The organism is Alphaproteobacteria bacterium SS10 (assembly GCA_019192455.1).
Lineage (GTDB): Bacteria > Pseudomonadota > Alphaproteobacteria > TMED2 > TMED2 > TMED2.
This window is the reverse complement of the sequence record JAHCML010000008.1, coordinates 1-19,804: the sequence shown is the minus strand read 5'-3', so window position 1 is coordinate 19,804 and position 19,804 is coordinate 1. Positions and strand designations below refer to the sequence as shown.

General features: G+C 60.0%; 21 protein-coding genes. 10 read left to right on the top strand and 11 right to left on the bottom strand.

Going from position 1 to position 19,804, the window contains the following annotated elements; translation table 11 throughout:
- Positions 1-158 precede the first annotated feature (158 nt).
- Together KI792_13220 and KI792_13215 are read left to right on the top strand one after the other, a co-directional pair.
- On the top strand, positions 159-2,795 hold the full coding sequence (locus KI792_13220; protein MBV6633980.1) for a response regulator: 2,637 nt from the start codon (positions 159-161) through the stop codon (positions 2,793-2,795).
- A 73-nt stretch (positions 2,796-2,868) separates the two neighbouring features.
- Positions 2,869-3,567 (top strand): hypothetical protein, encoded by a 699-nt coding sequence (locus tag KI792_13215; protein ID MBV6633979.1) that lies wholly within the window; start codon positions 2,869-2,871, stop codon positions 3,565-3,567.
- A gap of 9 nt (positions 3,568-3,576) precedes the next feature.
- On the opposite strand, the gene gshB is transcribed toward KI792_13215, so the two are convergent.
- The 5 genes from gshB to rsmI all read right to left on the bottom strand — a co-directional run bounded on the left by gshB (position 3,577) and on the right by rsmI (position 7,587).
- Complete coding sequence (gene gshB / locus KI792_13210; GenBank protein MBV6633978.1) at positions 3,577-4,536, bottom strand: glutathione synthase; 960 nt, start codon at positions 4,534-4,536, stop codon at positions 3,577-3,579.
- A 50-nt stretch (positions 4,537-4,586) separates the two neighbouring features.
- The gene (locus KI792_13205) at positions 4,587-5,435 is read right to left on the bottom strand and encodes a tetratricopeptide repeat protein (protein MBV6633977.1); all 849 of its coding nucleotides are present in this window, start codon (positions 5,433-5,435) and stop codon (positions 4,587-4,589) included.
- 9 nt (positions 5,436-5,444) lie between these two features.
- A complete protein-coding gene (locus KI792_13200; protein ID MBV6633976.1) occupies positions 5,445-6,185 on the bottom strand; it encodes a BON domain-containing protein in 741 nt (246 codons plus the stop codon).
- A gap of 84 nt (positions 6,186-6,269) precedes the next feature.
- Entirely contained in the window at positions 6,270-6,653 is a 384-nt protein-coding gene (locus KI792_13195) for a YraN family protein (protein ID MBV6633975.1), read from the bottom strand.
- Positions 6,646-7,587, bottom strand: coding sequence for a 16S rRNA (cytidine(1402)-2'-O)-methyltransferase (gene rsmI / locus KI792_13190; protein ID MBV6633974.1), 942 nt, complete (start codon positions 7,585-7,587; stop codon positions 6,646-6,648). The genes KI792_13195 and rsmI overlap by 8 nt, the downstream gene beginning before the upstream one ends.
- 175 nt (positions 7,588-7,762) lie before the next feature.
- Here rsmI and KI792_13185 point away from each other — a divergent pair, with 175 nt between their 5' ends.
- Positions 7,763-9,190, top strand: coding sequence for a penicillin-binding protein activator (locus KI792_13185; GenBank protein ID MBV6633973.1), 1,428 nt, complete (start codon positions 7,763-7,765; stop codon positions 9,188-9,190).
- Between the two features lie 22 nt (positions 9,191-9,212).
- On the opposite strand, the gene KI792_13180 is transcribed toward KI792_13185, so the two are convergent.
- The 5 genes from KI792_13180 to KI792_13160 all read right to left on the bottom strand — a co-directional run bounded on the left by KI792_13180 (position 9,213) and on the right by KI792_13160 (position 13,569).
- Positions 9,213-9,749, bottom strand: a complete 537-nt coding sequence (locus tag KI792_13180; protein ID MBV6633972.1) for a copper chaperone PCu(A)C — start codon at positions 9,747-9,749, stop codon at positions 9,213-9,215.
- 44 nt (positions 9,750-9,793) lie between these two features.
- Positions 9,794-10,966: a transporter gene (locus tag KI792_13175; GenBank protein ID MBV6633971.1), complete on the bottom strand. Its 1,173-nt coding sequence runs from the start codon at positions 10,964-10,966 to the stop codon at positions 9,794-9,796.
- Between the two features lie 102 nt (positions 10,967-11,068).
- Entirely contained in the window at positions 11,069-11,503 is a 435-nt protein-coding gene (locus KI792_13170; protein MBV6633970.1) for a DUF2946 family protein, read from the bottom strand.
- Positions 11,504-11,545: 42 nt separating this feature from the next.
- A complete protein-coding gene (galE, locus tag KI792_13165) occupies positions 11,546-12,532 on the bottom strand; it encodes a UDP-glucose 4-epimerase GalE (protein MBV6633969.1) in 987 nt (328 codons plus the stop codon).
- 2 nt (positions 12,533-12,534) lie between these two features.
- Positions 12,535-13,569, bottom strand: coding sequence for an NAD(P)H-quinone oxidoreductase (locus tag KI792_13160; protein ID MBV6633968.1), 1,035 nt, complete (start codon positions 13,567-13,569; stop codon positions 12,535-12,537).
- Between the two features lie 98 nt (positions 13,570-13,667).
- On the opposite strand from KI792_13160, the gene KI792_13155 reads away from it, so the two are divergent.
- The 5 genes from KI792_13155 to KI792_13135 all read left to right on the top strand — a co-directional run bounded on the left by KI792_13155 (position 13,668) and on the right by KI792_13135 (position 17,498).
- A complete protein-coding gene (locus KI792_13155) occupies positions 13,668-14,078 on the top strand; it encodes a DUF2237 domain-containing protein (GenBank protein ID MBV6633967.1) in 411 nt (136 codons plus the stop codon).
- Between the two features lie 200 nt (positions 14,079-14,278).
- On the top strand, positions 14,279-14,725 hold the full coding sequence (locus KI792_13150; GenBank protein MBV6633966.1) for a winged helix-turn-helix transcriptional regulator: 447 nt from the start codon (positions 14,279-14,281) through the stop codon (positions 14,723-14,725).
- 15 nt (positions 14,726-14,740) lie between these two features.
- Positions 14,741-15,325 carry a flavin reductase family protein gene (locus KI792_13145; GenBank protein MBV6633965.1) on the top strand — a complete coding sequence of 195 codons (585 nt, stop codon included), beginning with the start codon at positions 14,741-14,743 and terminating at the stop codon, positions 15,323-15,325.
- A 156-nt stretch (positions 15,326-15,481) separates the two neighbouring features.
- A complete protein-coding gene (gene deoC / locus KI792_13140) occupies positions 15,482-16,366 on the top strand; it encodes a deoxyribose-phosphate aldolase (protein MBV6633964.1) in 885 nt (294 codons plus the stop codon).
- Positions 16,367-16,397: 31 nt separating this feature from the next.
- The gene (locus tag KI792_13135; GenBank protein MBV6633963.1) at positions 16,398-17,498 is read left to right on the top strand and encodes a hypothetical protein; all 1,101 of its coding nucleotides are present in this window, start codon (positions 16,398-16,400) and stop codon (positions 17,496-17,498) included.
- 18 nt (positions 17,499-17,516) lie between these two features.
- Here the strand turns inward: KI792_13135 and KI792_13130 are convergent, their stop codons facing one another.
- A complete protein-coding gene (locus KI792_13130) occupies positions 17,517-18,554 on the bottom strand; it encodes a histone deacetylase family protein (protein MBV6633962.1) in 1,038 nt (345 codons plus the stop codon).
- Positions 18,555-18,752: 198 nt separating this feature from the next.
- Between KI792_13130 and modA the strand changes: the two genes are divergently transcribed.
- Positions 18,753-19,520 (top strand): molybdate ABC transporter substrate-binding protein, encoded by a 768-nt coding sequence (gene modA / locus KI792_13125; GenBank protein ID MBV6633961.1) that lies wholly within the window; start codon positions 18,753-18,755, stop codon positions 19,518-19,520.
- The coding region (locus tag KI792_13120; GenBank protein ID MBV6633960.1) for a molybdate ABC transporter permease subunit at positions 19,520-19,804 on the top strand (285 nt) is incomplete at its 3' end. The genes modA and KI792_13120, both read left to right, overlap by 1 nt.

The following is a 19,804-nucleotide window of genomic DNA, read 5'->3' as shown; positions in this document are numbered from 1 at the left end:
CTCAGCGACCATGGTGCCTGATTATGCGCTATGGGATGGCTGCGCGGTCGATTTCTGCTCTGTGTCGGTGTGAGTACCGTCGCTATCCCCCGATGGCTGACTTTTTGTTATTCGATGCATGAGCCGCTGTAATGCACTGGGCCTTTCTTCCAAGCCGTATGCGCTCCGCCACAATTGTGTTGGCGTTGGTGGCGACGTTCTGCGGCGTGGCCATCCAGCAGCTGATCCAATCTAATCAACAATCGACAATTGATGAGGCGGTGTTACGCCTCGACGCCACCGCGCGTGTTGTGACTGAGCATTTGGATCAGAGTTTCCGCGCGGTCAATGTGGTGATCAACTCCGCCTTTGCTGACCACAACCGCCTGATGTCTGGTGAGATTGAGGCGCTGCATCTGCATACCGATGAGCTGGGCTCCGACGATTTCCTAACCGGCTTTACTCACCATGTTGAGCCTGTGCTTGCGGCATCTATCGCATCGCTACCGCAATTCGACACCTACATCATTGCTGGCAAGAACGGCCGGGTTGTTAGCAGCAGCAAAGAGGCGCTGATTGATATCAATATCAGTGACCGGTCCTATTTTGAGGCCGTGCGGGATGACCCCAACCGCGCTTTTCTGTCGGAACCTGTGGTGGCGCGTGGCACTGGTGCCAAGGTGGTGCCGCTATCCTGGGCGATCCTAGATGAAAACCGGGAGTTTGCTGGCGCCATTGCGATCAACTTCGCGCCCGATTTCTTCTCCCGAACGGCAGAGCAGTTGGTCGATGGCTACCCCAGCGCCACCATCCAACTGGCCTATAGTAGCGGCCTGGTCTTCGCGGCCAGCAACATGCCAAGCCAGGGCACAGAGGCACCGCAAAGCGTTGATAGCGCCGATGAACTGATCCGGGTCCAGCGGGCCAGTAGTCTTCTGCCCCTACAGATTATCGCAACCCAACCAACAGCGGTTGTGCTTGGCGCCACACGCAGTTGGATAACCTTGGTCTGGATTGGTTATGCCGTCGTTCTGCTTGGCATCACGGCGATCCTTTTGACCATGGGACGCGCCTTAACCCTCGCCCACCAGGCGGAGGAGTTGGCGAATTATACTGAGCGTACCAAGTCACAATTCCTGGCCATGGTTAGCCATGAGATCCGTACCCCGCTTACCGGCCTGCAAGGGATCGCGGACCTGTTGCTTCAGGAACGGCTAACCAAACGCCAGCGCGATTATGTGAAATCCATGGCCAGCGCCAGCCGGTCGATGCATGCGATCATCGATGATGTCCTGGATGTTGAGAAGCTGGAGCGCGGTCAGCTTGAGCTTCGACCCAAGCCGCATGATCTGGGCAGTTTGGTGGCTGAGGTTGAGGATCTATACCGTAACCGGGCCGCCGATAATGGCATCCAGCTGGGCCGTAAGGTGCCGGACGGCGTTCCAATTGTGATGATTGATGGCCTGCGCCTGACCCAGATCATTCGTAACTTTGTCAGCAACGCGGTGAAGTTCACCAAAGACGGCAGAATCACCATTGATGTGAAATACACCCCGCCACCGGAGGGGATGGAGGCGGGCACACTTAGGGTTGCAGTTACCGATACCGGTGTCGGCATCCCAATTGCCGATCAACCCCGGGTTTTTGAGCGGTTTAGCCAGTTCCACGAGATCAAAGATCGCGGCGCCGAGGGCACCGGCCTTGGACTTGCCATCTGTAAACTACTGGCCGAAGCCATGGGTGGTGAGGTCGGGTTCCGCAGTACCCCCGGGCAAGGCACCACCTTCTGGGTGCGTCTGCCAGCCACTGCGGCTGAGAGTGCAGAGGCGAAAACCAGTGAGGCCAGTACCACCAGCCAGCCATCGCCCCGTGACCTGTCACCGGCAGAAATGGTGGCAATCCAAACCACCCCATCAGAGCGACGGCGTATTTTGGTGGTCGATGATGTCGAGCTGAACCGCCAGGTGGTGCAGGATTATCTGCGTCGTCAGGGCCATTCGGTGACCACCGCCGCGAACGGGACGCGGGCCCTGGACGCCATGACCGCCCTCGATTTCGACGCAGTTCTGATCGATCTAAACCTGCCAGATATGAATGGGTGGGAGCTAGCAGAGGCGATCCGAAACCAGGGGGGCCGGGTGGCCGAAACCCCACTGTTAGCCTTCAGCGCGGCAAACACCGCCGACATTCAAGAGCGGATGGCTGAGTTCGACTTCATTGCCCATATCGGCAAACCAATTCGATGGCCCTTATTAATGCGCCATCTGGCGGCACTGCCGCGTCGCGACCTTGGCTCAACGGCTGCCCGACCAGCACCAACGCCGCGGGCCATACAAGCCCCAGGCGATGCAGAGGCAAAGCCAAGCACCAGCGGTCAGCCAGTTGGTCTAGGGGTGTCGAAAACTGCCAGCACCATGTCCAGTGATGAGCTCAAAGCCGTCTGGTCGAAGGCGTTAAGCGGTCTGGTCCTGTCTGCCAACCAACGGCAAGAGCTGATCGACAACCTCGGTGAGAAGGCTGTAGCCCGCCTGACCAAGAACTTTCTCGACGCCATGGCGCCGTTTGAGAGTGCGATTGAGAGTGGGGATGCGGCCGCCGACAATCAAATCTGGCGCCAGGCCTGCCATGACATGAAGGGCATGGCCGGGTCCATGGGGGCGGATCAGCTAAGCCGACTCAGCGGAATTTTGACCCGTCATGGCTGGCCAAGCAGCGATGAAAAAGAAATTGTGGATTATCTGGAGGACCTGAAAGGCACGGTTTCCGCCACAAAAATGGCGCTGCAACCCTCCCATGAGGCTCATGCAGTCGAATAGTTGATACACTATCGCGGTGCTTTCTTAGCTTGCGCGTATGTTGCGACCATCCAATCAGCGAGAAGGCCGCCACATGTTGCCCACACAACCAACCAACATTCTTGATCACGCCGCACCAAAGCCAGTTATCCCTGGTGCTGCCATGGACACCATGCTGCTGCTTAGCCTGCAGCCAAATGGCACCGATGGCCGGGCGAATGACAAGAAATGGCTGTGGTTGGTCGAGCTGCGGGTTTCCATGGGCATCATCTCCCAATGCCATAGCGTTGGTTTCGCGATTGCCATGGCCGATGATCCTGGCCTGATCGTCACCGTCGACACCCCAATTGACGGCGTGATGGAAAGCTTCCTGAACCAGCCAACCGGCTTTGTTGCTTGGAACAAGAACTTCGCCAGCATTGAGAGCGGGGCCCTTGATGGCCTAACCGCTGGCTTCATGATCAATGGCACGAAGAAGCTGAATGGTGAGCCTGGCATGCCAGCGATCCCACAGATGACCCTGCCACCGGCTGATATTTCTGAGCGCTCCGTTTTCGCGGCCGCTGCCGATGGCCTGAAATGCCCTGGCCTTGGCTCAATCAGCCTACGCCGCGCGCTGGAATCCGAACTGGCCTTCCTTACCGAGCGTCGGGCACAAGAGCTGATCGCCCGCGAAGAGACCATTGAGCCCGTCGTGCTCGGCGCTAATGACAACCTCTCACAGCCTGGCATTGAGCCTGCAATCTGTGACGAGCCACCGGTCTTTGAAGACCGAAAAATCGGCGCCGCTTAAGCGGTCAGCCTACCCCGCCAACCGGGCATCAATCGCATCCCAGAGCAGCGCCTCAATGCGGATGCCATCGAGGGCATTGATCTCTTGAATGCCGGTGGGTGAGGTGACGTTGATCTCGGTCAGATAGTCACCGATCACATCAATCCCGACAAAGATCAGCCCCTGCTCACGCAGGGTGGGGCCGATCAAATGGCAGATTTCCTGCTCTCTTGCCGTAAGGCCGGTTTTCGCCGCACTGCCGCCAGCGTGGAAGTTGGCGCGCGCCTCCCCATCCTCTGGCATACGGCTTACGGCACCGACCGGCTCGCCCTCGATCAGGATGATCCGTTTATCCCCCTGCTTAATCTCAGGCAGGTAGCGTTGGCAGATCACTGGCTCTCGGCTTGCGGCCTCAAACATCTCAATCAATGAGCCAAGGTTCTCATCACCTGGTGGCAGGTGGAAAACCCCAGCACCACCATTGCCGAAGATTGGCTTGATGATGATGTCCTTATGCTTCTCGCGGAACGCCCGGATAGCGGCGGCATCGCGGGTGATCAGCGTGGGTGGCAGCAGGCCCGGGAAATGGGTTGCAAACAGCTTCTCTGGTGCGTTGCGGACCGAGGCGGGGTCGTTCACCACCAAGGTCTGATCGGCCACATGCTCAAGGAAGTGGGTGGCGGTGATATAGGCCATGTCAAAGGGCGGATCCTGCCGCATCAGCACCACATCGGTGCTGGCGATATCCAGCTCCTCCGCGGGGCCGAACCGATAATACCCATCGGCCTTATCATTACTCTCGGGTCGCCATACCTCCATCGGATGGGCGGTGGCCGATACCTTGCCATCCTCAAACCGCAGCGCCGTCGGCAGGTAGTGGTAGAGCTTGTAGCCACGGGATTGGGCCTCAAGCGCCATCATGTAGCTGCTATCGGCATTGATATCGATGCCGTCCATGGGATCCATCTGGATCGCAACGGTGCGGGTCATGGGAATGTCCTGGGTTTCGTCGGTTTGTTCGCTTAGGCGTGACGCTAGCGCTAATTCAGCTTACGGCGCAACTCATCGGCGAGGCTCGCTGCCTCAGCGCCAGCCCGTTTATCGGGATCGGCGGTCGCCGCATCGCTTAACGCCTGGATGGCCCCCTGCAATTTGCCGAGGCGGATATTCAGCATCGCCGCCTCTCGCATCAGGTCCGGATCGCGCGGGCTTAACAGGCGCATCTGCTCAACACAGCGAAGGGCGCCATCATCATCCTCTGCATTCAACAGCCGTATCTTTACGTTGTTTCGGAGGCGTAACAGAACCGAGCGTCGACTGACCAGGGACTGATGTTCGGGCTGCAGCTCCGCATCCGGTCCACGATGGGCCTTAAGCAACAGCCGCAATTCACCAACCTGCCGCTCACTCATCCCGTCAAAGGGATCGATGATCGTTTCTTCCCGACCAACCACGAAAGACAGCAGGAAGTGACCAGGGAAGTTGAGGCCAGACATGGTCCAGCCCAGCCGATCGGCCAGCACCATGCTGATCAGGCCAATCGCCACCGGCAGGCCACGGCGGCGCTCAATCACGCTGAAGATATTGGCATTCTGGAGCGCATCATAGGTTTCGTCATCACCGCGATACCCCTCTTCCTCGACCATCACCTGGCGGATGGCGGCAAGGCGGGTCGCGAGATCGGCCTTCTCGGCATCATCGCGCAGGATGTGTCGGACTGAGGTCGCCATCTGATCAAAATGGCGCTCATACGGGTCCAGCGGCACAGGCTCGCTGACATCCGGAAGGTCCATCAAGGCAAAGGCACCGGCAACGGCCAGGAGATCGATATCCCGGTCCTGGCACTTGCCAGCGTTACGCAGCACGGCCTCAGCCCGGGCGAGGTCCATGGTAAGCGCCTATTCGATTGAGGAGGTCTGCGGTGATGCCTGCGGGCTCAACGGCTCAACCGCCACGCCCTCACGAGGGCCGGTTGGGCCAGCTGGTGCAGCAGACGGTGCGGCATCAGTAGTCAACGTGCCAGTTGGGGTCGCACTACCTGGTGGCACCTCATCGATAAGCCGCACATAGGAGACCACCCGGCGCACGCTGTCGATGTTGCGCGCATGGCCAATCACGCGATCTAGCTCACCCTGGCTGCGGGCAATGCCCATCAGGTAGATCACACCGCCAACGGTATCGACGGAGTAGTTCACCGCGCTGACTTCGCGGTCGAAGGTCAGGATCGACCGCAGCTCACCGGCGATGCGCACATCCCGGGCAAAACCACGAATGCCTTCGCTCTCGCTGAGCTGCACTTCATTGATCACTTCATGAACGCCATCGACCTGCCAGGCCAGACGCACAGCATCCACGCGCTTGTCCGGATCCTCAATGCTGCCGGTGATCAGCACCCGACCCTCAACAACCGTGAGGTCCAGGGCCTGGAACATTGCCTCATTATGGCGGAACCAGCGTTCGGAGATCTGGGTTTGAATGACGGCATCATCGATTGCGGCACCAACGGTGCGCTCTTGGGCGGCGGCGATCCCAACGGACGCGCCAGCCCCAATCGCAGCCCCAACAGGGGTGCAGGCGGTGCCACCAAGGCCAATTGCGGCCAAACCAATCATTGCGAAGGCGAAACGAGGTGTTGTCATTGCCAATATCCTTCCCGGGATGGGCCGCTGTTCGCCCCCGTACAGCAGCCAATCAAGCCAATCCCCCTAGAGCAAGGCGCGCCATCAAGCCATTCCGGCCGCCCATGCGTTGACGACATGGTGCGGGCGTCGGCCCGGCGCCACCAGAACCATATCAAACCGAATGATTTCTGCGCTGCGGTGTGACCGGGATGCCATGTTTTGCTGGCTTAAGAACCAGTTTGCTGCCCGCTCAATCCGTCCCCGCGCCTGGGGGCTGATCGCCATGGCAGCATCCTCAAGGTTCTGCCGCGCCTTCACCTCAACGAAGGCGAGGACCCGGCCACGCCGGACCACGAGATCAAGCTCACCCACCGGGGTTTTGAAGCGCTGGGCCAAGACCCGATAGCCCTTAAGCCGCAGATACCAGGCGGCAAGGCGTTCGGCCCGCGCCCCCTTTTGATAGGCCTTGCGCCTATCCCTAACCATCGACCCCTAAACCATCGCGCAGTGCCAGGGCACGGGCATAGACTGCCCGCCGCTCCAACCCATGGGCGCCGCTGACCAGTCGAACAGCGTCTTTCACTGAGTATTGGGCCATCGCGTCACGTAGAGCCGCGTCGATATCGGTCTGATCCGCTGTCATGGCCTTATCCGCCGGGCCGATTACCAGGACGCACTCGCCTCTGAGGGTTAACCCACCATTGGCCGCCCGCTCTGCCAGATCTGGCAGGGTGCCACGCACCGCCTCTTCGTGCCGTTTGGTCAGTTCCCGGGTCAGGGTGGCCGGTCGGGGGCCAAACACATCCACCGCATCGGCCAAAACTGACGTCATGCGCTTGGCGGTTTCAAACACCACCAGGCTGGCCGATGCATCACGCCATTCGGAGAATGCCCGTTTACGCCCCGCAGAACGTGGGGGTGGGAACCCAATGAAGATGAAGCGATCGGTTGGCAGTGCCGAGAGCTGCAGGGCGGTAAGAACCGAGCTGGCGCCAGGGGCCGTTGTCACCGGCAAACCAGCCTCAACCACCTCACGAACCAGCTTGTATCCAGGGTCGGAGACCAGTGGCGTTCCCGCATCCGAAATCATCGCAATCGTTGCACCGTTTCGGAGCCGGTCTAAAACTTTGGGCCGTTGTTCCGCCGCATTATGGTCGTGATAGGCCCAAAGCGCGCCGTCCCGCACCTTATCCAGGCCGTAATGCTGCAGCAGCTTGGCACTGACCCGCGTATCCTCACAAAGGATCGGGTCAGCCGCCGCCAGGACATGCAGCGCCTGAATTGTGATGTCGCTTAACCGGCCAATCGGCGTCGCCACCAGATGCAATCCGGGCGGTACCGGCTGCCGTGGCACAGAGAAGGCGCCGAGGTCTAAAACGGCGGCGTTACCGGTTTCAGAAGCGGAATTGCTGGGATTCATTTCTGGGATTCTGGGTCACAGTGGGCTAACGGATATCATCGACAACAAACCAGGCGGCCTTGGGCCAGGTCGCAGATCAGTGTAGACGAGAGCCATGGCAAGTGACACGGCAGTTTCTCCCGCTCCCTATTCAATGTTTCAGCGTAGCGTGATGGGCGCGCCCTTTGGGCGGCTGATGGCAGCGCTTGCGGTGCTGGTACTGATCAGCGCCTGCGCAGGCCCGGCTGGCCCACGCCCAGCGGGACAAGAGTTCAGCCAGCAGGGTCAACGACCAGGCGGCGCAACCCGCGTTGCCGGCCCCGTGAACAACCCGCAAGCCCAATCACAGCCAGCGCCCGATAGCGTGTTTGGTGCCACCACCGACCCACAAACCCGCCCGCGCACCCGGCCCGTTAAGGTTGGCCTGCTGCTGCCGCTAACCGGCCGTGGTTCAGATGTTGGCCAGGCCCTGTTCAATGCAGCGCAGCTGGCGATGTTTGAGCTGGCGGATGACAACTTCGTTTTGATCCCACGGGATACCAAGGGCACGCCCGAAGGCGCGCAGCTGGCGATCCAATCCCTGCTCGCTGAGAATGTTGAGCTGGTGCTTGGCCCCCTATTCAGTGGCTCTGTCGGCGCGGTTAAGCCGTTTGCCGAGGATGCCGGGGTCAATCTGATTGGCTTCACCACTGATTGGCGGCTGGCCAGCCAGGCCAATCGTGGTCGCCTTGGTCTTGAGGGCGGCTCTGGCGCCTATGTCATGGGCATCCTGCCGTTCAGCCAGGTGGACCGGGTGATCGCCTATGCCGCAGCCCAGGGCCTGCAGCGCCTTGGCATCTTGGCGCCCGAAACCCTTTACGCTGATGCGGTGGTGACCGGTGCCTTGGAGAGCGCCGCGCGCTATCAGGTCGATGTGACCAAGGTCAGCCGCTACCCGGATGATGTGGAAGATTTGCGCCCGGTGGTGCAGAGTTTCACCGATTTCGAAGAACGCGAAGCGGCCCTGGAGCAGGTGAAGGCTGAGCTTGAAAAGCGGACCGATACCGCCTCTCGCCAGGCCCTGCGTCAGCTGCAAAACGCCGATACCTATGGTGATGCCCCCTTTGACGCCGCCCTGATCGTTGAGGGCGGGGCACGGATGAGCATTATCGGCCCGTTGCTGCCGTTCTACGATGTTGATCCACGGATCGTGCAGTTGATGGGCACCGGCCTCTGGGATGATCCGGCCCTGTTGCGGGAACCAACCTTAGAGGGGGCGTGGTTCGCCTCACCCGCCGTGAGCCAGCGGGAAGCGTTTGAGACCAGCTATCGCCAGAATTTCGGTAGCCGCCCACCACGCATCGCGACCATCGCCTATGACGCGTTGGCACTCGCCGCCGTTTTGGCGCGCCGTGACGTTGATTTCTTTTCCGATGAGAAAGAGATCCGCGATGCCGCCTGGACCAGCCGGATCTATCGCAGCGATGTGCTGACCAACCCCAACGGGTTCGCTGGTACCGATGGCATCTTCCGCTTCCGCCCCGATGGTTTGGTAGAGCGTGGCCTCGCCATCATTGAAATCGGTCCCGAGGGCTTCACCGTGCTTGATGAAGCCCCCGATACCTTTGTTGAGCCAGCCTCTTAAGCCAACCCGTTAGTCCAAGTGCCTAGTGATTGTGGTCACTCTGGTCGTCATGATCATCGCCATGGTCATGATGATCATGCTTATGGGCACCGGCCTGGACACCCTCAACCATCACCACAACCTCAACCGTGCCTGCCTGCTCAAATGTCAGAGTCATAGGGAAGGTTTCGCCCTCAACCAGCGGTGCGGTTAGGCCCAGCAGCATGATGTGCAGGCCGCCGGGTTTTAGGGTCACGGTCTCACCCGCTGGCAGTTCGATACCGCCCGCAACTTCCCGCATCCGCATGACACCGGCGGTAAGCTCATGGGTGTGCAGTTCAACCTTCTTTGCCCGCGGTGACGTTGCGGCGACCAGGCGATCGGCCTCGCCTTCATTGGTGATTTCGAGATAGGCAGCACCGGCCTTGATCGCTGGGCTGGCAGAGGCCCGGGCGAAGGGGTGATCGATGGTCAGATCACCCACCTCATGGAAATGCGCATCGGCTGCCTGGGGCAGGGTTGGCATAACCGCCAGCACCATCACGGCACCGAGCAGGGCAGCATAGAAATGTGAGATCATCTTCATTGGGTATTACTCCAAAAACTTGAGGGAAACTGCGCCGCTTAGAACGCGTATTGATAGCCGATGGTGAGGAAGAAATCGGTTTCCATCTGTGGGCCGTTTAGGTCTTGATAAACCGGCATGCCAACCTCCAGGCCGATGCGATGACCACGCAGCACACCCTTCTGACCAACCAGATTGAGGCCGAGACTCAGATCCAGGCGATCACCGCCGTGGAAGTCTGTATTGGCGGTCTGAACTGGTGCCACGATGTTTGTGTCGATCCCGTCGATTTCATCCTGGGTCATACCGGTGAGGCGTAGCGAACCACTGATCCATGGCATGGGTGAGTAGCTCGCCCAGGCGGTCAGCTGGTGCTTATCACCGAGGGCATAATCCTCATCATTCCGACCAAGGCGGAGCTCGGAGGACCATTGCGCACCCCAACCAAAATCCGAATGGCGACCGGTATAGGTCACGCCAGGCAGTGCATCGAAAGTGCCGGAGCCAAGCTGCATCGGGTAGGGCAGGCGGACGGTTGGGCGCATCCCCATGGGCGTTAGGATGTCATCCGTCTCATCGATTGAGCCGGTGGGCAGGCTGAGGCCAGCATTGAGGTGGAAATGGTGGGTGCCATCATCATAAAGGGCGATGAGGCCGCTGACCTTGGTATCGCCAAGGCCGCTGCTCTCGGTGGTGAACTCACCAAGGCGGGTGGTGCCCATGCCACCCTGGAAGGTGATGTGGTCCATCTCCTTATCGATATACATGCCCATGACCATCAAGGTCAGCCAATCGGTGGGCGCGTACATGCCGCCCAGCATGTGCATCTGCATGGTCATCTCAGTGGGAACGACGCGCAGGGTTGGTGGCTGACCGGGATTGCCGAAGAAACGGTTCGGGACCGTGGTGACAATCTCTTCTGGTGAGACGTCATCGGTGCCGATCTGGTTCCCCTCCATGTCCATATACATGTAGCGGTAGGAGATCATCCATTCGCCCGCACCATGCATATGATCGCCCATCACCCCAATGGGGGCGTGGCCATCGGCGCGGATGGGACCGTCACCACCATGATGGTGATGGCCATGATGATCACCGTGATCGTCGTTGAGGTTACCGGCGAGCTGAAGACCAGGCCCATTGGCCAACGGCTTAAGCTCAGCGGGGAGTGCTGGCGTCGTGCCAGCAAGAAGGAAGGCAGCGGTTAAGGCCGCTTTTGAGAGGTGACGCATGTTTCTAGCCCTTTCATGCGCAAAGGAAGTCGCACTTCACAACGACCAAACAGGCGTGAGCCGGGGCGCTGAAAAGCAATCAATCAGAATGGATTGGAAGGGCTAGACCGGCGGGGCGCGCGGTTGTCCGGGGCGCTTTTTAACGCTGAGCCAGATAAGATCAGCAGCGGCAATATCAGTGCGATCAGCCGTCGTTATGGGTTGATCGATAACCACATCAGCGGGCGTCAAGGCCGGCGCTGAGATGATTGAGAACGCACAATCAGCACCGCCAGCATGGGCTGGCTGCTCTGGCGTCTCGTGATCCAACTCAACCTGATTACCCTCGGCATCGATGGTGATGACCTGTTCGCCATCGGCGGTACAGATCACCATGGTGAGGTAGGTTGAGCCATCGGCAGCCCGGGCCAAGCTAGGCATATAACCAGCGGGCACAAATCCCGCCACCAGCACAGACAAGGCCAGCCATAGGCCGATCAACCGACGGCGAAGCGCGGTCGGTTCCGTATTGCGGTGATGGGATACCCGGTTACTCATGGCCGGGGTTATGACGGCTTCACATCAAAAGGCCAAGGTTAATCAATCAGCTGCGGCCAATTGCTTCTGATGCCAGCTAGCCGCTGACTGCACGATGGTGGTCAGGTCCGATTGGGTTGGCGCCCACTTCAGCAGCGACTTAGCCGCGCTCGGATCAGCGACGAGTGCGGGGGAATCCCCCTCACGCCGAGGTCCAATCTGATGCGGCACCGGGCGGCCCAACGCTTCCGCCACCGCATCAACGACTTGCTTCACCGAGTAGCCCTGGCCGCTGCCCAGGTTGAGGGCAGCGGATTGGCCGCCACTCAGCAGATGCTCAATCGCCGCTAGATGGGCGGTGGCAAGGTCACTGACATGCACGTAATCACGAACCGCCGTGCCATCGGGGGTCGCGTAATCGGTGCCATTAATCTGGAACATCGGCGCTGCCCCTAGGGCGGCCAGAATGGCGCGCGGGATGACATGGGTTTCCGGATCATGCGCTTCCCCTAGCTGGCCATCGGCATCGGCACCCGCAGCATTGAAATAGCGCAGCGCCATGTAGCTTAAGGCGCCGGCCTTATCGGCCGCCTCAAGCTGCTCTTCCACCGCCAGTTTGGAGGCGCCATAGGGGTTGATGGGCTGCTTAACATGATGTTCGTCAAGGCGCTCGACCATCGGCTCGCCATACACCGCGCAGGAGGAGGAGAAGACGATATGCTTCACCCCTGCCGCCTGCATTGCCTTTAGCAGGGTGGCCGAGCCACCGAAATTGACCTCATGGAACAGGGCGGGCTGGCGAACGGAGTGGCCCACCTCAATCAAGGCGGCGAAATGCATGACCGCCTCGATCTGATGATCGGCCATCGCTTGGTTCAACGCCGCCTCATCCCGGATATCAGCCTCAATCAGCGGGGCGTCGAGCGCGGCCCAGGCATGGCCATTGATCAGGCTGTCATACAGCACCGGCTCATGCCCGGCGGCGGCGAGCGCCTTTGCGGTGTGGCTGCCGATATAGCCGGCACCGCCGGTCACCAGGATACGCGCCATGATTAGACCCCATCCCCATGATCAACGGTCAGCATAAGCTTGCCGTGAAAATCGCCTGTCTCCATCAGCGCATGGGCCTTAGCTGCCTCTGCCAATGGGAAGGTTTGAAAGATCACTGGTTCCAACCGGCCTAGCGCCACATTCAACCACATGGCCTGGAGCAACTCCGCCGCGATGGCGCCCTTCTCCTCAGCGCTACGCGGGCGAAGCATTGAACCGGTAAGGCGCAGACGCTTGGCCATAATGGATAGGATATTCACCTCTGCCTGGGCACCTCGAAGGCTGGCAATCGACACATGCCGCCCGCCCGGCTTCAGGCATTTCAGATTGCGGGGCAGGTAGTCGCCGCCGACCATATCCAGCACCACATCGACCCCCTGCTGATCGGTGACGGCCATCACCTCATCAACGAAATCCTGGGTCTTGTAGTTGATGGCATGTGCGGCACCCAAACCGGTGCACAGTGTCGCCTTTTCGTCTGTCCCAACGGTGACGATGGTACGGGCTCCCACCTCACGCGCCATTTGAATGGCCGTGGTACCAATGCCGCTGGATCCACCATGGATCAGGGCAACCTCACCCGGCTGCAAACCGGCATCAATGAACAGATTGGCCCAGACGGTGAACATCGTCTCCGGCCAAGCAGCGGCGTGTTCCCAGGACATATCCTCGGGCACGGGCAGGGCATGGCGGGCATCAACGGCCACATATCCGGCATAGCCACCACCATGGCAAAGCGCCGTGACACGGTCGCCCAGCTCATATCGGGTGACCCCCTCACCAATGGCGGCGACGGTGCCCGCCGCCTCCAGGCCCAACAGATCGCTGGCATCAGCCGGTGGGTTGTAGTGGCCCTGCCGCTGCAGCACATCGGGCCGGTTGACCCCTGCCGCCATCACCTTAATCAGGATCTCCCCCAACTTCGGGGCGGGCACGGGGCGTTCACCGGGGACCAGATTATCTGGGCCGCCCGGTGCCGTAAGCTCGACCACCGGCATGGTGTTTGGCAAAGTGTCGGGCGCGGCGTCCGCTGCCATGGATGAAAACCTCGCTTGATAACCAGCAGCCCTCACATAGCTGATAGGGTGCCCGCTGGCCAAGCCCAGGACACTTTTAGTTCTAGTGAGAGATCGCGATGACCCCGCCACTTGATGATAGCCCCGCCAATGAGAATGAGCGGCCCGCCCTGAATGTGCTGGGCGAACCGCTGGGTGAGTGCAGCACCGACCCGATGACCGGCTTCTTCCGGGATGGCTGCTGCAATACCGGGCCAATGGATCATGGGGTGCACACGGTCTGCGCCGTGATGACTGAGGATTTCCTCGATTTCACCCGCGCCGTTGGCAATGACCTCAGCACCCCACGGCCGGAGTTTGCGTTCCCCGGTTTACGGCCTGGTGACCGCTGGTGCCTTTGCGCGGCCCGCTGGTTGCAGGCGCATGAGGCGGGCATGGCGCCAAAGGTTCATTTGGCCGCTACCCATGCCAAGACGTTAGAGATTGTTCCGCTCGATGCGCTGAAGGCCCACGCCGTCGATCTTACGTGATTACCGAATCCTGCGGCTTTCCGCATGGGCTGCGTCAGCTGCATACAAACTATGCCGCGATGCACTAAAAAATCGACGCCCGCCCCCTTGACCACTTGGTCAATTTTTATGACTAATGGGCTGCCTCACATGCGGGATCGGCCCTAAAAGGCAATTGATTGGGCTGTTTCGCAAGGTCTGTTTGGGAAGGACCGTACCTCGTGAAAAAGCTCCGTATTGATACTGTCATTCGCATGTGCCGTCGCCTTGAGCGTCTGTTCGGCGACCGAATTCAAAGTCATCTCGCGGCCCTCGGCTATGATGATGTGCCCGCAGCGGCCGTCAGCCTGCTGCCCCTACTTGAAGGTGATGGCGTCCGCCCAGTTTCCCTGGCGGCCAAGCTTAAAATCTCCAAACAAGCGGTTCAGCAAAGCCTGAAACCCCTGGAAATCTCCAAATATGTTGAGACGGTGCCAGACCCAACCGATGGTCGCGGCAAGCTGGTCAAACTGACCGCCAGCGGTGAGAAGCTTCTGAAGACCATGCATAAGGTTAAGCAGTCGGTTCAGGATGAGCTGCGCGACCAGCTGGGCAAGAAAACCTTCCGTAAGATGGAAGAGAGTCTGATGGAAATCGAGCTAGTGCTCGACCCAGGTGCCGATCAGTAAGCCCAAGGCCAGTTTATGTTCTACCGGCCTGGTGAGCAGGACCCGAAGGCCGATCTAGGCCTATCCCACAACCCGTTTAAGGCGCTGGTGCAGCCACGGCCCATTGGTTGGATTTCCAGCCGCAGCGCCGATGGTCGGGACAACCTTGCCCCCTATAGCTTCTTCAACGCGCTGTCTGATGCGCCGCCCTTGGTTATGTTCTCAGCCAATGGGTCACCACATTCTATCCGCAACGCGCGTGAGACCGGCTTCTTCGCTGTAAACATGGTCAGCAAGACCCTGTTCCATGCGATGAATGAGACCGCGACCAGCGATGACGTTGATGAGTTTGAGCGGGCAGGCTTGGATAAGGCCGAGTGTGAGACGATCCCTGTCTCCCGCGTCGCCATCGCGCCCGCAACCTTCGAATGCAAGGTTGAACGGATCGTCGAGCTACCCGGCAAGGCCAACACAATGGCCATCGGCGAGGTTATCGGCATCCATATCGATGATCAGATCATAAAGGACGGCAAGGTGAGCAATTGGTTCGCCCTCGCCCGCCTCGGCTATATGGATTACACAGCCGTTCAGGACGTGTTTTCCAAGAGCCGCCCCGGTTAAGCCTAACCAGCCCGCATTTGGTGTTTTCGCCCAGCCTCGCTACCACAAAGGCGTGGCGTCGAGCCCCCACCTCTTCTAACCCGACGCCGCACTGGATAGCGCTGACCCCAGCCTATCCCACCGCCAGGATATTTTGGCCAATAGGGAATAAGAATAGTGGCAGCGAAACCAACAGCTTACGATCCCTCCCGCTTTGAGGCTGAGATTGCAGCCGCCCGCGCCACGAAAGGCACGGAAGAGAGCGCCGGCATCGCCGCAAGGGCCCTGGATCTCACCACCCTGGATGATGATAAGCGCCGGATGAGCGCCGCCGCCCGCGCCCATATGAAAGAGTTCCTGGCCACCGCCACCGACACACAGGGTCTTGGCGGCAATGATGTGGCCGCAGTTTGCGTGTTCCCCGATTTTGTCCGCCAAGCCTTTGAGGGCATGCGGCACAGCTCTGGTGGTGTGGCCACCGTGGTGAACTTCCCAGCCGGTAAAGACGGCACCGGCAAAATCGAACAAGAGACCGCCCAGGCGGTTCGCGATGGCGCCCGTGAGATTGATGTGGTCATCGATTTCGATAGCTTCAAAGCGGGTGATGAGCAATCAAGCTATGACGCCGTTGCCGCCGCCCGTAAGGCAGCACCAGATGCGACGATTAAGGTGATCCTTGAGACCAACCAGCTGCAAGACCCAGATATGATCTACCGGGCGTCACGCCAAGCGATTGCCGCTGGCGGCGATATGCTGAAGACATCAACCGGTAAGAATGATGGCGATGTCACGCTTGAGCATGCGGCCGCCATGTTGGCCGCGATCAAGGATAGCGGTGAGGATATCGGCCTGAAGATTTCCAAGGGCGTCTCAAAGAACGATCAAGCTGCGCAGTTCATCGCGCTCGCCGACAACGTGATGGGTGATGGCTGGGCTAGCAATAACGAGAACTTCCGTTTTGGTGCCTCTGGCCTGCGCAATGACCTCGCCGCCGTGCTGAACCCACCAAAGCCTGGTGATGCGCCAGCCCCTGCGGTAAAACCGGGCGCCAGCGACTACTGATCTCGATCCAATAATCGGTTAGAAGATGGGCATGATGAATTCAGCCCCCGAAAACCCACGCCTTGCCGCCGCCCGCGCCACCCTTAGTCTTGAGGACGAAGTGGTGGCCGAACGCCTGCGCGCCCTCGACCAGATCGCGACGGAGAATGTCCGCGCCGGTAAGGGCGGACCGTTTGCAGCCGAGCTGCTGATCCATGACGTCACCGAGAATGATCTGATCACCCTCGCCGGGCCAAGCGGGAACGCTGTCCTGTCCAAGGGTATTGCCAGCGCCCATGCGGAAGCGGAAACCCTGACGCCAGAGGCCGCAGACAAGGCGCTGGACTATCTGCGCGCCCATCGATCCCATGAGCTGCATCTGATCCAACTCTCCTCCGCTGAGAGTTGCCCTGCCTGCCGGGCGAAACAGATGGTGTTCATGTATGACCTCCACGCCCGTGGCTGGCCAACGGATGGGGTTCTGCAAGTTGCCTTCGGCGCCTCGTACGAGGAAACCGCCGAGATCGCCGGGTTCAATGACAAGCCCTACCATGACGATATGGCCCGCGAGGGTGGGCCACAAATGATCAGCCTGCAGCGCTGCGCCATGGATGAGCTGCCGGATATTGTGCGTGATGCGGTGCCCCACGACCAGCCCTTCGCTGCTGTATTGGACCCACAACCAAATGGTGAGCTGGCACTGTGCGTTTGTGATGAGCCAACCGGCGATGACCCCTTGCTGACCATGGAGGTGCAGGCCCTGCAAGCGAGCGCCATGATGCGCCAGGCGGAGGGCTATGACGAGCCATGGAACCTGGGCAAGGATGGCCCGGCGATATTACTGACCACCGCCCATGAGCCCGGCGCCCTGATGATGACCGATGGGCAATGGGCCGGCATCAGCACAATCCTATTTATCAATGAGCCACCACGGACCCCGCCGGAAACCCGCGCCATGGGGAATTTCGAACTGATGAAATTGGCCGGTGCTGCCTACAATGTCGAAGGCAGCCCGTTGCGGGTTCGGCATATGGCAACGGGGACGTTTGACCTGACAAATCAGGCACAGCATGTCTGGCGGGATGAGATCGTCAGCAGCGACCCAACCCGGCTATACAATGGCCTTGACCAACGGGCGGAGCATGCCGGTTAAGTCGACAGCGCTCTTGGCTTAAATCCCGTTCGCCTGCTCAAAACCAGTCAGCACATTCACCACATTCACCCCAACCTCATCGATGGCGTAGCCGCCCTCCATGACAAACAGCACAGGGCGGTTGATACCGGCGAGCGCCTCCCCAATACGTGGGAAGCAGTCGGTGCCCAGGGTGAATTGTGAGATCGGATCCTTCTCAAACGTATCCACGCCGAGGGAGACAACCAACGCATCCGGGGCGAAGACATCAACCTCATCCAGCACCTCTTGCAAGGCCACTGACCATCGGTCCCAACCGGTGCCCCAGGGCAGCGGGTAGTTGAAGTTATGGCCCCGTCCGGCGGCCTGCCCACGTTCATCGACATGGCCTAGGAAGAACGGAAACTCATGACGCGGATCAGCGTGGATTGAGAGGAACTGAACATCCGGCCGGTTATAGAAAATCGACTGGGTGCCATTGCCGTGGTGGTAGTCCACATCAATGATCGACACCCGGGCGCAGCCGCCATCCAGGAGATGCTGGGCCGCAATCGCCGCATTGTTCAGGAAGCAGTAGCCGCCATAAACATCGGCATGGGCATGGTGGCCAGGGGGACGGCAGAGGGAAAACACCGCCTTCTCACCCCGGATCAGCCAGGCAGCGCCGGTGAGTGCAGTATTCGCGCTGGATCGGACAGCACGCCATGTGCCCGGTGTAATCGGCGTCCCAGCGTCGAATGAGAAATAAGAGAGCTTACCGTCAATGCTCTCAGGTTCCCGTGGGTTAAGGCCGCGCACCTGCCAACACAGTGGCAGGGCGTCATTCTCGCGCCCCTCAGCTGCCCAGAGATCCCAGGCCACCGCCAGAAAATCGACAAGGCCCGGATCATGGATGCGGCGGATCGGGTCGAGGCCCATATCGATAGGGGCCTCAATATCACCCAGCTTCATCTCCCGGACCCGTTCAATAATCATGCGGGCCCGTTCGGGTCGCTCAAACGGGCGGACAAGCTGGCCATCGGTCAGCTCGCTGCGGCCATTCTGGAACTCATGATCCTCTGAAAAGATGGTCAGCATTGGGAAACCAGTTTTGGAAATTCACTTGGGCGTCGCGCGGGTGTCATGCGAAAAAGCAGCTTCATGAGTTTCACGCGTCAATCACCGGCCAACCCTAGACCCCGCGATGGGCGCTGGCCACCGGCAAATCAACTGTCGGGGCAAGGGCTGATATCGCGGCGTGCATTTACCTCGTCGGCCCTAGCGGCGGGTATTGCCATGGGCTGGTCGCAACCGGTGCGCGCGGCGACCCAATCGGTGACCCTGTTTGCCGCCGCCAGCCTGGGTGAGGCGATGAAAGAGATTACCCTTGCGCTAGGTAATCAACACCCGGAACTACAGCTTCGGCTGTCCTTGGCAGCATCATCAACCCTGGCCCGGCAAATTCTGGCGGGGGCACCGGCGGATTTGTTTATCAGCGCCGACCAAGCCTGGATGGATCACCTGGCAGCTCATGATCTGATTGAGCCGGACAGCCGCACCAACCTGCTGGGCAATCGGCTGGTTCTGATCGGCACACCGGCCATGGTTGAGCGATATCGGGAGGCAAAGGCCGTTGGCTGGGATGCCCCGCTGCGCTTGCTACTCGACGAGGGGGAGCGGCTGGCCGTCGGTGACCCGAACCATGTGCCGGCAGGGCGCTATGCCAAGGCAGCGCTTAAGACGCTGGGGCTCTGGGATTATGCGGAACCTAGACTTGCCCCGGCCCAGGATGTGCGGGGGGCGGTCGCCTTGGTGGCACGGGGTGCAGCACCGCTCGGCATTGCCTATGCCACGGATGCCAAGGGCCGATCCGGTATCGAAATAATCGACGAGATACCAGCGAGTAGCTACCCCACCATCCGCTACCCCATGGCCCACACAACTGGCGGGCCAGCCAGCAACGATGCCGTGGGTAAGGTCACGGCCTTCCTGGAGGGCGAGACAGCCTGGTCCGTTTTCGCGGGTTTCGGGTTTGAGCAACCAACATCCGAGGGGGACGAGTGATGGAGCTGGATGCCGCCGCCTGGGAGGCCTTGATCTTAAGCCTGCGCATTGCCGGGGTAGCAGTGCTGTGGAGCCTGCCCCTCGCCTTTGTTCTGGCCTTGCCACTTGCCAGCCATCGCATCTCTGGCTTCTGGCGCATTCTATTGGATGGGCTGGTCCACCTTCCCTTAATCCTGCCGCCGGTGGTGATTGGCTATCTATTGCTGATCAGCCTGGGCGGACAGTCACCGCTGGGCCAGTGGCTGGAAGATAGTTTTGGTCTGCGCTTTATCTTCTCTTTGACC

Excerpts from the sequence above, each read along its gene's own strand:
- KI792_13220 (MBV6633980.1), top strand. The coding sequence starts at position 159 with ATGCGCTCCGCCACAATTGTGTTGGCGTTGGTGGCGACGTTCTGCGGC.
- KI792_13215 (MBV6633979.1), top strand. The coding sequence starts at position 2,869 with ATGTTGCCCACACAACCAACCAACATTCTTGATCACGCCGCACCAAAG.
- gshB (MBV6633978.1), bottom strand. The coding sequence starts at position 4,536 with ATGACCCGCACCGTTGCGATCCAGATGGATCCCATGGACGGCATCGAT.
- KI792_13205 (MBV6633977.1), bottom strand. The coding sequence starts at position 5,435 with ATGGACCTCGCCCGGGCTGAGGCCGTGCTGCGTAACGCTGGCAAGTGC.
- KI792_13200 (MBV6633976.1), bottom strand. The coding sequence starts at position 6,185 with ATGACAACACCTCGTTTCGCCTTCGCAATGATTGGTTTGGCCGCAATT.
- KI792_13195 (MBV6633975.1), bottom strand. The coding sequence starts at position 6,653 with ATGGTTAGGGATAGGCGCAAGGCCTATCAAAAGGGGGCGCGGGCCGAA.
- rsmI (MBV6633974.1), bottom strand. The coding sequence starts at position 7,587 with ATGAATCCCAGCAATTCCGCTTCTGAAACCGGTAACGCCGCCGTTTTA.
- KI792_13185 (MBV6633973.1), top strand. The coding sequence starts at position 7,763 with ATGGCAGCGCTTGCGGTGCTGGTACTGATCAGCGCCTGCGCAGGCCCG.
- KI792_13180 (MBV6633972.1), bottom strand. The coding sequence starts at position 9,749 with ATGATCTCACATTTCTATGCTGCCCTGCTCGGTGCCGTGATGGTGCTG.
- KI792_13175 (MBV6633971.1), bottom strand. The coding sequence starts at position 10,966 with ATGCGTCACCTCTCAAAAGCGGCCTTAACCGCTGCCTTCCTTCTTGCT.
- KI792_13170 (MBV6633970.1), bottom strand. The coding sequence starts at position 11,503 with ATGAGTAACCGGGTATCCCATCACCGCAATACGGAACCGACCGCGCTT.
- galE (MBV6633969.1), bottom strand. The coding sequence starts at position 12,532 with ATGGCGCGTATCCTGGTGACCGGCGGTGCCGGCTATATCGGCAGCCAC.
- KI792_13160 (MBV6633968.1), bottom strand. The coding sequence starts at position 13,569 with ATGGCAGCGGACGCCGCGCCCGACACTTTGCCAAACACCATGCCGGTG.
- KI792_13155 (MBV6633967.1), top strand. The coding sequence starts at position 13,668 with ATGACCCCGCCACTTGATGATAGCCCCGCCAATGAGAATGAGCGGCCC.
- KI792_13145 (MBV6633965.1), top strand. The coding sequence starts at position 14,741 with ATGTTCTACCGGCCTGGTGAGCAGGACCCGAAGGCCGATCTAGGCCTA.
- KI792_13135 (MBV6633963.1), top strand. The coding sequence starts at position 16,398 with ATGATGAATTCAGCCCCCGAAAACCCACGCCTTGCCGCCGCCCGCGCC.
- KI792_13130 (MBV6633962.1), bottom strand. The coding sequence starts at position 18,554 with ATGCTGACCATCTTTTCAGAGGATCATGAGTTCCAGAATGGCCGCAGC.
- modA (MBV6633961.1), top strand. The coding sequence starts at position 18,753 with ATGGGCTGGTCGCAACCGGTGCGCGCGGCGACCCAATCGGTGACCCTG.